General features: G+C 63.8%; 16 protein-coding genes. 9 read left to right on the forward strand and 7 right to left on the reverse strand.

Annotation, left to right across the window (positions count from 1 at the left end):
* Positions 1 to 61: 61 nt before the first annotated feature.
* Positions 62 to 1405, reverse strand: a complete 1344-nt coding sequence (gene miaB, locus DU505_RS02455) for a tRNA (N6-isopentenyl adenosine(37)-C2)-methylthiotransferase MiaB (protein ID WP_114477395.1) — start codon at positions 1403 to 1405, stop codon at positions 62 to 64.
* Between the two features lie 244 nt (positions 1406 to 1649).
* Here miaB and DU505_RS02460 point away from each other — a divergent pair, with 244 nt between their 5' ends.
* The 3 genes from DU505_RS02460 (at position 1650) to DU505_RS02470 (ending at position 3539) form a co-directional block, all read left to right on the forward strand.
* On the forward strand, positions 1650 to 1979 hold the full coding sequence (locus tag DU505_RS02460) for a DUF1820 family protein (protein WP_114477396.1): 330 nt from the start codon (positions 1650 to 1652) through the stop codon (positions 1977 to 1979).
* Between the two features lie 261 nt (positions 1980 to 2240).
* A complete protein-coding gene (locus tag DU505_RS02465) occupies positions 2241 to 2870 on the forward strand; it encodes a TIGR04211 family SH3 domain-containing protein (protein ID WP_114477397.1) in 630 nt (209 codons plus the stop codon).
* Between the two features lie 27 nt (positions 2871 to 2897).
* Complete coding sequence (locus DU505_RS02470; RefSeq protein ID WP_114477398.1) at positions 2898 to 3539, forward strand: class I SAM-dependent methyltransferase; 642 nt, start codon at positions 2898 to 2900, stop codon at positions 3537 to 3539.
* A gap of 170 nt (positions 3540 to 3709) precedes the next feature.
* On the opposite strand, the gene DU505_RS02475 is transcribed toward DU505_RS02470, so the two are convergent.
* A complete protein-coding gene (locus tag DU505_RS02475) occupies positions 3710 to 4312 on the reverse strand; it encodes a YajG family lipoprotein (RefSeq protein ID WP_114477399.1) in 603 nt (200 codons plus the stop codon).
* A gap of 186 nt (positions 4313 to 4498) precedes the next feature.
* Between DU505_RS02475 and DU505_RS02480 the strand changes: the two genes are divergently transcribed.
* The gene (locus DU505_RS02480) at positions 4499 to 4951 is read left to right on the forward strand and encodes a GNAT family N-acetyltransferase (RefSeq protein ID WP_181872704.1); all 453 of its coding nucleotides are present in this window, start codon (positions 4499 to 4501) and stop codon (positions 4949 to 4951) included.
* A gap of 19 nt (positions 4952 to 4970) precedes the next feature.
* Here DU505_RS02480 and DU505_RS02485 read toward each other — a convergent pair whose 3' ends face one another.
* Genes DU505_RS02485 through cysP form a run of 4 tightly spaced genes read right to left on the reverse strand, consistent with a single transcriptional unit; the run spans position 4971 to position 8756 of the window.
* The gene (locus tag DU505_RS02485; RefSeq protein ID WP_114477401.1) at positions 4971 to 6065 is read right to left on the reverse strand and encodes a sulfate/molybdate ABC transporter ATP-binding protein; all 1095 of its coding nucleotides are present in this window, start codon (positions 6063 to 6065) and stop codon (positions 4971 to 4973) included.
* A complete protein-coding gene (cysW, locus tag DU505_RS02490; protein WP_114477402.1) occupies positions 6062 to 6889 on the reverse strand; it encodes a sulfate ABC transporter permease subunit CysW in 828 nt (275 codons plus the stop codon). Before cysW ends, DU505_RS02485 begins: the two co-directional genes overlap by 4 nt.
* On the reverse strand, positions 6889 to 7746 hold the full coding sequence (gene cysT / locus DU505_RS02495; protein WP_114477403.1) for a sulfate ABC transporter permease subunit CysT: 858 nt from the start codon (positions 7744 to 7746) through the stop codon (positions 6889 to 6891). Before cysT ends, cysW begins: the two co-directional genes overlap by 1 nt.
* Positions 7746 to 8756, reverse strand: a complete 1011-nt coding sequence (gene cysP, locus DU505_RS02500; RefSeq protein WP_114477404.1) for a thiosulfate ABC transporter substrate-binding protein CysP — start codon at positions 8754 to 8756, stop codon at positions 7746 to 7748. Before cysP ends, cysT begins: the two co-directional genes overlap by 1 nt.
* 192 nt (positions 8757 to 8948) lie before the next feature.
* Between cysP and rpe the strand changes: the two genes are divergently transcribed.
* The 4 genes from rpe (at position 8949) to trpE (ending at position 12336) form a co-directional block, all read left to right on the forward strand.
* A complete protein-coding gene (gene rpe / locus DU505_RS02505; protein WP_114477405.1) occupies positions 8949 to 9662 on the forward strand; it encodes a ribulose-phosphate 3-epimerase in 714 nt (237 codons plus the stop codon).
* On the forward strand, positions 9659 to 9952 hold the full coding sequence (locus tag DU505_RS02510) for a GIY-YIG nuclease family protein (protein WP_340148236.1): 294 nt from the start codon (positions 9659 to 9661) through the stop codon (positions 9950 to 9952). Before rpe ends, DU505_RS02510 begins: the two co-directional genes overlap by 4 nt.
* Positions 9937 to 10602 carry a phosphoglycolate phosphatase gene (locus DU505_RS02515; protein WP_114477407.1) on the forward strand — a complete coding sequence of 222 codons (666 nt, stop codon included), beginning with the start codon at positions 9937 to 9939 and terminating at the stop codon, positions 10600 to 10602. The genes DU505_RS02510 and DU505_RS02515 overlap by 16 nt, the downstream gene beginning before the upstream one ends.
* Before the next feature lie 240 nt (positions 10603 to 10842).
* Positions 10843 to 12336: an anthranilate synthase component I gene (trpE, locus tag DU505_RS02520; RefSeq protein ID WP_114477464.1), complete on the forward strand. Its 1494-nt coding sequence runs from the start codon at positions 10843 to 10845 to the stop codon at positions 12334 to 12336.
* Positions 12337 to 12425: 89 nt separating this feature from the next.
* Here the strand turns inward: trpE and DU505_RS02525 are convergent, their stop codons facing one another.
* Positions 12426 to 13403: a metal ABC transporter solute-binding protein, Zn/Mn family gene (locus DU505_RS02525; RefSeq protein ID WP_114477408.1), complete on the reverse strand. Its 978-nt coding sequence runs from the start codon at positions 13401 to 13403 to the stop codon at positions 12426 to 12428.
* Between the two features lie 369 nt (positions 13404 to 13772).
* Between DU505_RS02525 and DU505_RS02530 the strand changes: the two genes are divergently transcribed.
* Positions 13773 to 14357 carry an anthranilate synthase component II gene (locus tag DU505_RS02530; RefSeq protein ID WP_114477409.1) on the forward strand — a complete coding sequence of 195 codons (585 nt, stop codon included), beginning with the start codon at positions 13773 to 13775 and terminating at the stop codon, positions 14355 to 14357.
* Positions 14358 to 14374: the final 17 nt, after the last annotated feature.

Raw genomic sequence — 14374 nt, forward strand, 5'->3', positions numbered from 1 at the left:
TGCGTTGCGAATGTGGGCTCAGCTTACTGCCCCGGCAAAGGCCGGGGCAATGACAGAATGCTCAGTGTAGTGCCGGTGAGTGCAGCTCGCCACGTAACGAGTTGGGTAGCGCTTCGGTGATGGTCACGTCGACGAAGTGGCCGATCAGCTCGGTGGGGTTGGCGGCACGGAAATTGACCACCCGATTGTTCTCGGTACGCCCCGAGAGCTGGCCCGGATCCCTCGGCGAGAAGCCGGTGACCAGAATGCGCTGGGTCGACCCTACCATCCGGCGGCTGATCTGCATGGCTTGCTGGATGATACGCTCCTGAAGAATCGCCAGGCGCTGCTTCTTGACGCTCTCGGGAGTATCGTCGGCGAGGCTTGCCGCCGGCGTGCCGGGGCGGGCCGAATAGACGAAGCTGAAGGAGTGGTCGAAGCCGATGCGATGGATCAGGTCCATGGTCGCTTCGAAATCCGCTTCGGTCTCGCCGGGGAAGCCGATGATGAAGTCCGACGAGAAGCTGATATCGGGGCGCAGCTTGCGGATGCGCTCCAGCTTCTCCACGTACTCCTCGACGGTGTGGCCGCGCTTCATCGCTGCCAGAATACGGTCGGAGCCGGCCTGCACCGGCAGGTGCAGGTGGCTGACCAGTTCCGGCACCTCGCCATAGGCCTCGATAAGGCTATCGGTAAACTCCACCGGGTGAGACGTAGTGAAACGGACGCGATCGATACCTTCCACCGCCGCCACGCAGGCGATCAGCTCAGCCAGGTCGATTTCGTCGCCGAGCTGGTTCTCTCCCCGATAGGCATTGACGTTCTGCCCCAGCAGGTTGATCTCGCGTACCCCCTGGTCGGCCAGGTGGATGACTTCGTCCATGACCGACTCGAAGGGGCGCGAAACTTCCTCGCCGCGGGTATAGGGCACGACACAGAAGGTGCAGTACTTGGAGCAGCCTTCCATGACCGAGACAAAGGCAGTGGCCCCATCGGAACTGGGGCTGGGCAGGTGGTCGAACTTCTCGATCTCAGGGAAGGTGACGTCGACCACCGAAATCTGGTCGTTGCGCCGTGAGTCGAGCATGGCCGGGACTCGGTGAAGGGTCTGGGGGCCGAAGACCATGTCGACATGAGGGGCGCGCTTGCGCAGTGCCTCCCCTTCCTGACTGGCCACGCAGCCTCCCACGCCGATGACCAGGTCGGGGTTGGCATCCTTGAGCTTCTTCCAGCGGCCGAGCTGGTGGAAGACCTTCTCCTGTGCCTTCTCCCGGATCGAGCAGGTGTTGAGAAGGATGACGTCGGCATCGCCTTCGTCGTCGGTCAGTTCCAGCTGGTGGGATTCGCCGAGCAGGTCCGCCATGCGGGCAGAGTCATACTCGTTCATCTGGCAGCCGTGGGTCTTGATGAAGAGTTTCTTCGCCATAAGAATAGGGTCGCTGTCGGTTGCCCGACGCTTGCGTCACCGGTGAGTGGAGTGTCGCGGGAATGCGGCTCAGGCAGGCTGCCGAGCCGTTCTCGAAGATGCGCTCATTATACGGAACCAGGGGCAGCGGGGCTAGCGTGGTGGTCTCGTCACCCATCGACTGTGTTACGCTTGCGAGTCTGCAGGGGTGTACCTCGCTTCGGGGTGCGCAACGGTCAATCGAACGGGAAGGAACGACGGCCTTATGGCGGCCAAGCCGATCTATCGGGTGGTTTTTCACCAGCAAGGTGAAGTGTGGGAACTCTACGCCCGCGAGATATTCCAAAGCGATCTCTGGGGCTTCATCGAGATCGAGGAGTTCGTCTTCCAGGATGGCTCGAAGCTGGTGGTGGACCCCTCGGCCGACAAGCTGCGCCACACCTTCGACGGTGTGACCCGCAGCTATCTGCCGATCAATTCCATCGTCCGCATCGACGAGGTGGAGCGAGAAGGGCCGGCGCGGGCAGTCAAGAGCGAAGGGCGTATCGCCGAGTTTCCGCGGGCGCCGATGCCGCCGCCCCGGGGTGACCGCTAGGAGGTCAGTGCCAGGAGGGGAGCGCTGACAGTTTCCGGGCACAATGACTGGTCATGAATTGACCAGTCCGTCTCGGGGCCATGTGGGGCAACAGGTGGCAAGGTCTTTCCAGCGTTTTTCCCGGGACTTATCCACAGAAGCTGTGGATAGCCCCCTCCGACAATGGTCTCATCGGCTGCCGGACGAACGGGAGGTTCGACGGCGGCTTACAGGTCGCGGCGCAGCAGCTGCCGCAGGAGCCTTCGATAGCAGGACAACGGCATGACAATGCATAGATTCTCGACTCTCATGGTGGGTGTCACACTGGGGCTGATGGCCCTGCCGCTGCATGCCCAGCAGAATTCGGACGCCACCCATTGGGTATCCGACGAACTGACCACTTATGTTCGCAGCGGCCCGACCGATGGCTACCGCATTGTCGGCACGCTGACCTCCGGTGAACCGGTCACCGTGCTGGAAGCCAGTGGCGACTACAGCCGTGTACGCAACGCCGAGGGCAGTACCGTCTGGGTACTCAGCGACGAATTGCAGGAGGAACCCAGTGCGCGCCAGCAGTTGCCGACACTCGAAAGGCAGGTAGCTGAGCTGGAAGAGGAGCTGGGCAGCATCAACGAGACCTGGGAGGATCGGGTGTCGGCGATGACAGAGACGCTGGATGTTCGCGAGCAGCGCATCGCCGAGCTGGAGGCAAGCAATCGTCAGCTCGACAGTGAAGCCGACCAGTCACGGCAGACCATTCGCCAGTTGCAGGCTCGGCTGGACACCCAGGAAGAGGACCTGCTGATTCGCTATTTCATGTATGGAGGAGGAGTCGCCGGTGCCGGCCTGCTGGTAGGGCTGATCATCCCCCATCTGCCACGCAAGAAACGCAAGCGCGACCGCTGGTTCTAAGGGAGAGCAGGTTTCAAGGGAGAGACTATGGCTGGGCAATGGGTGGACCGCTGGCGGGAAGGGCGCATCGGATTTCACCGCTCTCAGGTGCATCCGGCGCTTATGCAGTACTGGCCGCTGCTCGGGGCGAGGCCGGGCACTAAGGTCCTTGTGCCGCTCTGTGGCAAGAGCCTCGACATGCGCTGGCTCGCTCGCCATGATCATCCGGTCTTGGGCATCGAACTGGCCGAGGAGGCGATCGAGCAGTTCGTCGCCGAAGGCACCGGAGAGATATCCCGCTACCGGCAGGAGCCCTTTGCCGTCTGCCGTCAGGGCAGCGTCGAGCTATGGTGTGGGGACTTCTTCCACTTCCATATCGAGCAGGCCGCCGAGATCGGCGCCTTCTACGACCGGGGCGCGCTGATCGCCTTGCCGCCGGCTACGCGGCAGCGTTATGCCTTCCATCTCGGTCAACTGACCCCTCCCGGTGCGCGCGGGCTTTTGATCAGCCTGGTGCGTGCCCCGGGCGACGAGGGCGGCGGTCCGCCGTTCAGCGTCACTGCCGACGAGGTGCGCGAGCTCTTCGAGCCCAATTTCCTGGTCACACACCTGGAGGATGGGCAGCCCGAAGAGGGGAGCGGCTTTCGTGAAAGCGTTTGGGCCCTGGTACGACGTGGGCCCGCCGTCTAGCCACTGACCAACCAAGTCCTGACTGGCCAAGCACTGTCCGAGAAGGACTTCATTCGTCGCTTTCAAGACAACGCCGAGTGCGCACGAAAAACCAAAGCGGGCGCCCATGTGGGCGCCCGCTTTGGACTGGCAAGGGGTGTGGCTATGGCGAGCGGCTGTCGGCGGCTCGCTCAACGAGCCAGCAGCTGTCCCAGCTCCGGGTCGCGGAAGGCGCGATCGAGCCCATTGCTCAGCAGGTCATTGAGCATGCGAGCATTGGTATCGCGATCCGGGCGAAAGGCATAGCTCTGGGTGCGACGTGATGTGTAGGTGCCGGTATAGGTATTGCCGCCGTTGACCGCCTTGGCCTCGAATACCGCCTCAAGGCGGGCCTCGTCGATGACAGGCCGGCTGTCGCCACGTTCATACCCCAGATGCACCAGGGTGAGGGTCAGGCTTGGCCGGCCCTCCGCTGGTTCGGTGGTGGGGGAAAAGCCCATCTCCCGTACGGCCTGCTCGGCTTCGCGCTGTAGCCTGGGAACCAGCTCATGGGCGCTGACGGTGATGGTGGAGGTCGCCATGGCGCTGCCGCTACGGGTACCGATCACCTCGCTGTCGCGGTCATCCACAGCCATCACCGTGATGGCCTGGCCACCGCCGGTTGTCGGAACGTCGGCGGTACGCTGCGGATTCAGCTGGAGGTAGTGCGGGCTGGCACAGCCCGCCAGCAGGGCGCCAGCCAGTAGCAAGGCGGCGGCACGCAACGTCGTAAGGCGAAAGGGGCGTCGAATCATCTGGGACTCTCCTGGGCGATGATGGAGGGTGGCGATGGGGAAAGTAGAGCGCGAACATGACGATCGAGCGCATGGCAGTTAGCTGGCATAGGTGGCGAGTATAGCCGCGAGAAGGCCAACGGCAACAGCGTTGAGTGCGCCGGAGCCAGAGCGGTTACAATGGGCTCTCCTCCAAGGAGAGCGCTTATGATCCGACCCGCAGCCAAGGTAGACATGCCGCAACTCGTCGATATCTGGTTGCGCGCCTCGCAGCTGGCCCACGACTTCATTCCCGCCGAGTTCTGGACGCGCCGCGCCCACGACATGGCCACCCGCTATCTGCCCGGCGCCGAGACGCATGTACTGGAGCTGGGGGGCAGCGTCATCGGCTTCGCGGCTCTCAATGGCAATCATCTCGAGGCGCTGTTCATCGACCCGGATTACCAGCGCTTCGGCCATGGTACGCACTTGATGGCCCATGCCATGGCGTGCCGTGAGCGAATCACTCTGTGCGTCTATTCGCGCAACGTCCGTGCTGTCTCGTTCTACCGCCGTCTGGGGTTCCAGGTAGTGGAGGATCGTTTGGAGCCGGCAAGCGGCGAGAGCGAGACCCTGATGGCCTGGGCGCGCCAGCCCCGCACTGACAGCAGCGCCGACTGATCCTGCCTATCAGCCTGGCTCAGGCAGACTCGAGTTCCTTCGGTTTGGTGGTACTGAGCTCGTCGGGGAACCGATGCCAGCGCCGTGGTACCGCGAACAGCCGCATGCCGCGGGTCAACCCGAGACGCTCGTAATCGGCATGGCGCACGGTTGCCAGCCATGGCTCGCCCAGCCAGTCGGCTTCCAGCTCCACCCTGACCTCGGCACCCACCGGCGATATCGCCGTTACGGTAACCGGCATATGGGCGTTGGGGGTGGCAGCCTCCCTCAGTTCGACCTCATGTGGGCGCAGCAGCAGCTCTTCCGCGCCGTCGGCCAGGTCCACCGCCAGGCGGGCGTCACCGCAGGTCAGAACGCCATCTCTCACCGAGCCTTCCAGATGGTTCACATCTCCCAGGAACTCGAAGACGAAGCGATTGGTCGGCGCCCGGTAAAGCGTGTCCGGTGTGTCGATCTGTTCGATGCGCCCATTACTCATCACCACCACCCGGTCGGATAGCTCGAGGGCCTCCTCCTGGTCGTGGGTAACGAAGACGCTGGTGAAATTGAGTTCGTCGTGCAGATGGCGCAGCCAGCGACGCAGTTCCTGGCGCACCTTGGCGTCCAGTGCGCCGAAGGGCTCGTCGAGCAGCAGCACCTCCGGGCGAAGGGCGAGAGCGCGGGCCAGCGAGACACGTTGCTGCTGGCCGCCGGAGAGCTGCGCGGGGTAGCGGTTTGCCAGCTGTTCGAGCTTGACCATCTCCAGCAGCCGATGGACTCGGGCACGGATCTCGCCGCTGGTGGGGCGGCTCTTCCGCGGCATCACGGTAAGACCGAAGGCCACGTTGTCGAACACGGTCATGTGACGGAACAGCGCGTAGTGCTGGAAGACGAAGCCGATGCGCCGGTCGCGGACGTGCAGGTTGGTCACGTCGCGATCGCCGAACAGGATGCGCCCGGCAGGCTCACGATCGGCGGCTTCCAGGCCGGCAATGATACGCAGCAGGGTGGTCTTGCCGGAACCGGAGGGCCCCAGCAGGCCGATCAGCTCACCGTCACGGATGTCCAGGTTCACCGGCTCCAGGGCACGGCTCGTGCCGAAGTGCTTTGCTATGTTTTGAAGGCGGATGCTCATGCGTGAACCTCCCGGCGCGCGGCGCGCCATTCCAGGCTGGCCTTGGCAACCAGCGTGAGCAGGGCGATGAAGGCCAGCAGCGATGCGCTGGCGAAGGCGCCCACGGTGTTGTAGTCCTGGTACAGCTGTTCCAGATGCAGGGGCAGGGTATTGGTCTGGCCGCGAATGGCCCCCGAGACCACCGAGACGGCGCCGAATTCGCCCACCGCACGGGCGTTGGTGAGAATCACGCCGTAGAGCAGCGCCCAGCGAATGTTGGGCAGTGTCACCCGGCGAAAGACCGTCCAGCCCGGCGCGCCCAGGGTCACGGCGGCTTCCTCTTCGCGGGAGCCCTGGGCCTGCATCAGCGGTATCAGTTCCCGCGCCACGAAGGGGCAGGTGACGAAGATGGTCACCATCAGGATGCCCGGCCAGGCGAACATCAGCTGGATATCGTAGCCGTCGAGCCAGCTGCCGAGCCAGCCGGTACGGCCATAGAGCAGCAGGTAGATCAGGCCGGCGACCACCGGCGAGACCGCAAAGGGGATATCGATCAGGGTCTGCAGGATGCGTCGCCCGGGGAAGTTGAAACGGGTGACCAGCCACGCCAGCGCCACGCCGAACACCAGGCAGACGGGGATCGTCAGCAGGGCGATGAACAGGGTCAGGCCGATGGCCGCCACGGTGTACTCGTTGCTGACGTTGGCCCAGAACACCCCCACCCCCTGGGTGAAGGCCTGGGCGAAGATCGCCACCAGCGGCAGCAGCAGGAACAGTGCCGAAAATGCCAGGGCGAGGAACACGAGCAGGCGCCGAACCCGGGGCGCATCACCGATTCGCTGCATCAGCCGGCTCCTCCATGCAGCCGCTTGATGAAGCGGCCCTGCCAGATATTGATCACCAGCAGCAGGGCCAGCGAGACGAACAGCACCACCGAGGCGATGGCCGAGGCGCCGGCATAGTCGTACTCCTGCAGCTTGACGAAGATCATCAGGGCGGTGATCTCGGTTTCGTAGGGCATGTTGCCGGCGATGAAGATGATGGCGCCGAACTCCCCCAGCGAGCGTACGAAGGCGAGCCCGGTGCCGGTGACCAGTGCCGGCCACAGGTGGGGCAGGATCACGCGGCGAAAGGCCGTGCCGTCCGAGGCGCCCAGGGTCAGGGCGGCTTCATCCACCTCGTGGGGCAGGTCTTCCAGCACCGGCTGCACCGTGCGTACCACGAAGGGAATGCTGGTGAAGGCCATGGCCAGGGCGATACCGACCCAGGTATAGGCGACCTGGAAGCCCAGTGGCTCGAGCAACCGCCCCATCCAGCCGTTGCTGGAGTAGAGCGTTGCCAGGGTAATGCCGGCAACGGCGGTAGGCAGCGCGAAAGGCAGGTCCATCAGGGCGTCCAGCAGCCGCTTGCCAGGAAATTCGTAGCGCACCAGCACCCAGGCCAGCAGTAGCCCGAAGGCGCCGTTGACCAGGGCGGCCACCGCGGCGGCACCGATGGTGACCGTGTAGCTGGCCACCACCCGGCCCTCGGTGATGATCGCCCAGTACTCGGCCAGGCTGAGCCCTGCCAACTGACCGAACAGCCCGGTCAGCGGCAGCAGCAGCACCAGCGAGATGAACATCAGGCTGATGCCGAGCGAAAGACCGAAGCCTGGCAGCACCCGCTTGGGGGCGCTGCCGGCGCGAGTGGCGAGCGTGATCATCAGCGGCGCTGTAACTGGTCCAGCAGGGCGCCGCCGGCGAAGTGCTCATCCATGGCCTGCTCCCAGCCCCCGACGATATCCTCGACCCGCAGCAGCTCGGTTTCCGGGAACTGGTCGGCGAATTCCTCCACGATTGCCTCGTGATGGACGCGATAGTTGAAGTCGGCCAGCATGCGCTGGGCCTCTTCGCTGTAGAGGTATTCGACATAGGCCTGGGCAAGGTCCTGAGTGCCGTTGCGCTCGGCATTGGGTTCGACCACCGCCACCGGGAATTCGGCGAGGATGCTGACCGGCGGCACGATGACCTCATAGTCATCCTGGCCATACTCGCCGCGGATGTTGTTGACCTCGGATTCGAAGCTGATCAGCACGTCGCCGATGCCGCGCTCGATGAAGCTGGTGGTGGCGCCGCGGCCGCCGGTGTCGAACACCGCCACGTTGCGCAGGAAGGTGCGCATGAAGTCGTGGATCTGCTCCTCGTCGCCATCGAAGTGCTGCTGGGCAAAGCCCCAGGCGGCCAGGTAGGTGTAACGGCCGTTACCGGAGGTCTTGGGGTTGGGGAAGACCATCTTGACGTCTTCCCTCACCAGGTCGTCCCAGCTCTCGATGCCCTTGGGGTTGTCCTTGCGCACCAGAAACGCCGTGGTGGAGTAGTAGGGCGAGGCATTGTTGGGCAGTTGCTGCTGCCAGTCCTCGGCCACGAGCCCGGCATCGGCGAGCACCTGGACATCGGTCACCTGGTTGTAGGTCACCACGTCGGCGCGCAGTCCCTGAAGGATGGCGCGGGCCTGGGCGGAGGAGCCACCGTGGGACTGCTGAATGGCGATCTCTTCGCCCTGCTCGGCCTGCCACCAGTCGCGGAATTCCGGATTGATGGCGGAGAAGAGCTCGCGGGCGATGTCATAGGAGGAGTTGAGAATCTCGCGCTCGGCGGCCATGGCCGGGGTGGCCAGGCTGACCCCCAAGGCAACGACAAGCGCGGTGCGGCGAACGGTTGACAGCAGTTGCATGCGAGACACTCCAATAAGAACACAGTGATGATAAGGTTAAATCTGACAATGGGGAATTACAATCATGGTTTTTATTCGTTTTCGAAATATGACTGTGGCGAATTTCTCCCCCCTGCGGCCCATTCCCCCGTTGCTGGTGGTTCCTGCTAGAATGCGGGCCTCTCTCTTTCCGAGCGATAGCCTGGACATCCCATGACCGACGCGACCCGCGATTTTCTCATTGCCCCCTCCATTCTCTCCGCCGACTTCGCCCGCCTGGGCGAGGAAGTGGATAACGTATTGGCTGCCGGGGCCGATATCGTCCATTTCGACGTCATGGACAACCACTACGTGCCCAACCTGACCATTGGGCCCATGGTCTGCGAGGCGCTGCGCAAACATGGCGTCACTGCGCCCATCGATGCTCACCTGATGGTCAAGCCGGTGGATCGGCTGATCGGCGACTTCATCGACGCCGGCGCCACCTACATCACCTTCCACCCCGAGGCCTCCGATCACATCGACCGCTCGCTGCAGCTGATTCGTGACGGCGGCTGCAAGGCCGGTCTGGTGTTCAACCCGGCGACACCGCTCTTCTACCTCGACTACGTGATGGACAAGGTCGACATGATCCTGCTGATGAGCGTCAATCCGGGGTTTGGCGGCCAGGCCTTCCTGCCGGGCACCCTGGACAAGCTGCGCGAGGCACGTCGACGTATTGACGCCTCGGGGCGGGCGATTCGCCTCGAGATCGACGGTGGGGTCAAGGTCGACAACATCGCCGAGATCGCTGCGGCCGGCGCCGACACCTTCGTGGCCGGCTCCGCGATCTTCAAGGCCGCCAACGCTGCCGACTCGCATCGCTACGACAGCGTGCTCCGCGACTTCCGCGAGCAGTTGGCCACGGTGCAGGCCGGCGAGCGGTGAACACGGAAGCACCACTGTGGTACCTCTATATGCTCGAGACGCCTCGAGGCGCGCTCTATACCGGCATCACCACCGACGTCGCCCGACGCGTGGCTCAGCATGAGGCAGGGCGGGGCGCCAAGGCCTTGCGCGGGCGTGGGCCGCTTACGCTAGTGCATCACGAGGCGGTAGGCATCCACGGAGATGCGCTGCGGCTCGAGGCGGAGGTCAAGCGACTCTCGGCGGTGGGCAAGCGCAGTTGGATCAAGAACCGGCAGGTCAGCGAGGAAACCTCATGCACCCGATCCTGAAGGACATCCGCCTGGTGGCGTTCGACCTCGACGGCACCCTGGTCGATTCCGTACCCGACCTGGCGGCCGCCGTGGACAGGGTGTTGGGTGAACTCGGTCTGCCGCCGGCCGGCGAAGCGAAGGTAACGGCGTGGGTTGGCAACGGTTCGTTCACGCTGGTGGAGCGAGCGCTGGCCGATGCACTGGGCGAGTCGCCCGGGGCCCAAGCGCTCGACGCGGGACATCGACGCTTCCTTTACTACTACGGGCAGGACCCGGGGTCGCGCACGCGCCTCTATCCCGGGGTGCGTGAGGGGCTGGACGACCTCAAGGCTGCCGGGCTGCTCCTGGCCCTGGTGACCAATAAGCCCTACGCCTTTATCGAGCCGATCATGGAGCAGTTCGGCCTCGAGCGGCATTTCGCCCTCGCGCTGGGCGGGGATTCTCTGGAACGGAAAAAACCGGATCCGGCACCGCTGCTTCACGTGGCGGCCTATTTCGACGTGCCGCCATCGGCCTGCCTGATGGTGGGAGATTCACGCCATGATATTGCCGCCGGTCGCGCGGCCGGTTTTCGAACCCTGGCGGTCCCCTACGGTTACAATCATGGCGAACCGGTGCAGGATAGCCGTCCCGACGGCCTGGTTGATTCACTGGCGGAACTCGTTTAGGGTCGATTTTCGACCTCTATCAATGACCTCGGATTCATTCCGTTTGCCTATCCTGCGGGACACGTTTCGATGGACAGCATGATGCTGCATGACCCCTCCTCTACACGTGGCAGCCTTCGCCCGGCCGCTACCTTGATGGTGTCGTTTGTTGCCGAGTCTGCCGGTTGGCGATGGTGATGCTCACTCGAGCATTGCCCGTACTTCACCCGACACCGTCCTTACTTCGAGGAAATCGTCATGATGACGCCCGAACGTTTCCGTGCGCTGGCCGATGCCGGCTACAATCGCATTCCAGTCACCCGCGAAGTGCTGGCCGATCTCGACACTCCGCTCTCCACCTACATGAAGCTGGCCGACGAACCCTGGACGTTTCTGCTTGAGTCGGTGCAGGGGGGCGAGAAGTGGGGGCGCTATTCGATCATTGGTTTGCCCTGCCAGGAGCGAATCGAAGTGCGTGGCTTCAGCGTCAGCCGTTTCCTGGGCGACGAGTGCCAGGGGACGATCGAAGTGGAAGATCCGCTGAGCTGGATCGAGGAGTTTCATGCCGGCTTCAAGGTGCCACGGCTGGACGATCAGCCCCGCTTCGATGGCGGCCTGGTGGGTTACTTCGGCTACGACACCATCCGCTACATCGAGCCACGCCTGCGTGGCCCCCATGTGGCCGCCAAGCCGGACCCGCTTGGGGTTCCCGACATCCTGCTGATGGTCTGCGACGATCTGGTGGTGTTCGATAACCTCTCGGGCCGGTTGACACTCTGGACCCATGCCCACCCCGCAGAGTCGGGCGCCTATGAGGCGGCGGTCGAGCGGCTGCGTCAGCTCGAGATTCGCCTGCGCAGTGCCACGCTCAACACTACCAGCCCCGGCACCGGGCGAAGCGCGGTGGAGGAGGGGCATTTCACCTCCGGCTTTACCGAATCGGGCTTCAAGTCGGCGGTGGAGACGATCAAGGAGTACGTGCTGGCCGGTGACGTCATGCAGTGCGTGCCGTCGCAGCGCATGTCGATTCCCTACCAGGCCTCGCCGCTGGATCTCTATCGCGCGTTGCGAAGTCTCAATCCCTCGCCCTACATGTTCTTTTTCAATCTCGACGACCACCATGTGGTGGGCTCATCGCCGGAGATCCTCACCCGCCTGGAAGATGGGGAAGTGACGGTGCGCCCGATCGCCGGCACCCGGGTGCGGGGCAAGACCGAGGAGGAGGACCGTGAGCTGGAAGCCGACCTGCTGGGCGATCCCAAGGAGATCGCCGAGCACCTGATGCTGATCGACCTGGGGCGCAACGACGTGGGGCGTATCAGCGAGACGGGCTCCGTGGTGGTGACCGACCAGATGGCCGTAGAGCGCTACTCCCACGTGATGCACATCGTTTCCAACGTCACCGGACGGCTGCGGCCGGGGCTTTCCGCCATGGATGTGCTGCGTGCCACCTTCCCGGCGGGCACGCTCTCCGGTGCGCCCAAGATTCGCGCCATGGAGATCATCGACGAACTGGAGCCGGTCAAGCGTGGCGTCTACTCCGGTGCGGTGGGCTATCTCTCGTGGCACGGCAACATGGATACCGCCATCGCCATTCGCACCGCGGTGATCAAGGACGGGGTGCTGCACGTGCAGGCCGGGGCGGGTATCGTCGCGGACTCGGTGCCCGAGATGGAGTGGCAGGAAACCCTCAACAAGGGGCGCGCGATTTTCCGTGCGGTGGCCATGGCCGAGAAGGGGCTGGATAACCTCTAGGCAGGAGTTAGGCAGGAGTCAGGCAGGGGCCTCTGCAGATGTCATGCCCAACCGACGGCGGCCGCCGGGGCCGCCTCAATCATCCTGGCTTACGCCTCCTCGGCTTCCTGCTCCTCCCTACTTTCGTCTGCGCCTTCTTCGTCCTCTTCGTCTTCACTTTCCTCCTCCCCGAGCAGTGCCGTTCGGATCAGCGCAGCGTTGTGACGCATCAGCGAGAAATAGTCGCCCGCCTCTCCGTCCGATTCGCTCAGTGAGTCGACGTAGAGCGGGCCCGCTACGGCGGCGCCGGTCTCGGAAGCGATGCCACTGACGTGCCGGTCGGAAATGGTGCTTTCCCAGAAAAGAGCGGCCGGCCGGCTCTCGCTGACCAGGTCGATGATTCGCATCACCTGCTGTGGGGAGCCCTCCGTTTCGGTATTGATGCCCCAGACCCCATCATGGCGGAAGCCATAGGCATCGGCAAAATAGACGAAGGCGGCCTCGCTGGTGATCAGCAGACGCTCGCCTTCAGGAATGTCCTCGAGCTTTGCCGATATTTCCTTGTGTAACCCTGCGAGGGTTTCGCGGGCCTTGTCGGCCCGGGAATGGAAGTTGTCGGCGGCCTCCGGATGCAGGTCGGCCAGTGTTTCTGCAATAACTTGAACATAGGCCGCGGCCGCACGCGGGTCCATCCACAGGTGCGGGTCCGGCTCGCCGGCGTATTCACCGGTGACGATGGGCAGGGTCGGGTATTCGGATGCCTCCGCCAGCGGGATCATGGGGGCCTGATTGCCAACGGTGGCATACACCTGGCGCATCCACTGTTCCAGCCGGTAGCCGTTGTAGAACACCAGCTCGGCATCCTCCAGGGCGATGAAGTTGTTGGGGGTCAGCTCCCATTCGTGGACTTCAGCCCCGGGAGGGGTGAGTGTCACAAGGCGAATGTCATCGCCCCCGACCTGGGCTACGAGATCGCCGAGAATCGAGAAGGTGGCGACCACCTTGGGGGATGCTGCTACCTGGGTGGCGCCGGCCATGGCAGCCAGGGGCAGGGCCAGCCAGAGCAGGGCGTGGCGAGATGAGCGCATCGTAAATCTCCTTTTTGCGGTAGCGCATTGGCTCGATGATAGAGACTGTGGCCTAGCCTGGCCAGGCGTGCCGCGTTACGAGAGGTAGGCTTCCGTCGATGACGCCATGACCCACCGGCGGATTGACAGCCAGCCCGGCACAACGGCACTATTGCGACATGACATCACCAGATCACATGCATTCGAGCCGGACGTGGTGGCGCTCCTGAAGCGGGGCGGCATACCTGTGTCTTGAATGACCATGCCGCCGTCGGGGCGGCATTTTTGTGCCTGGTGACCCCTGCACGGCTGGCGTGAGCAACGAGCCCGAGCTGGTTAACTTCTGCGAGGCCAATGGCCACCTGCAACAGAAACAGGACTACTACCGCCATGTCCGTGCTGATGATCGATAACTATGACAGCTTCACCTTCAATGTGGTGCAGTATCTGGGCGAATTGGGGGCCGACGTGGTCACCCATCGCAACGACACCATCACCCTGGAAGAGATCGAGGCGCTGGCCCCGAGTCATCTGGTCATTTCACCCGGGCCCTGTACGCCCAACGAGGCGGGCATCTCCCTGGAAGCGATTCGCCACTTCGCCGGCCGATTGCCGATTCTTGGCATCTGCCTGGGCCACCAGGCCATCGGTCAGGTCTATGGCGGGAAGGTCGTGCGGGCTCCTCAGGTGATGCACGGCAAGACCTCACGGATTCGCCACCATGGCCAGGGTGTCTTCCAGGGGCTGGCAGACCCGCTTGAGGTGACCCGCTATCATTCCCTGGTAGTGGCGGCCGACTCCTTGCCCGAGTGTCTCGAGGTGACCGCCTGGACCGACCAGGATGACGTAACGCCCGGCCTGGTCATGGGCCTGCGCCATCGTGAGCTGGACATCGAAGGGGTTCAGTTCCACCCGGAATCGATACTGACTCGCCAGGGGCATGAGCTGCTGGCCAATTTCCTGAAGCGTCGCTGACCCGCGCCCGACAGAGA

This window comes from Billgrantia montanilacus, from assembly GCF_003336675.1.
In the GTDB taxonomy this organism is placed as follows: domain Bacteria; phylum Pseudomonadota; class Gammaproteobacteria; order Pseudomonadales; family Halomonadaceae; genus Halomonas; species Halomonas montanilacus.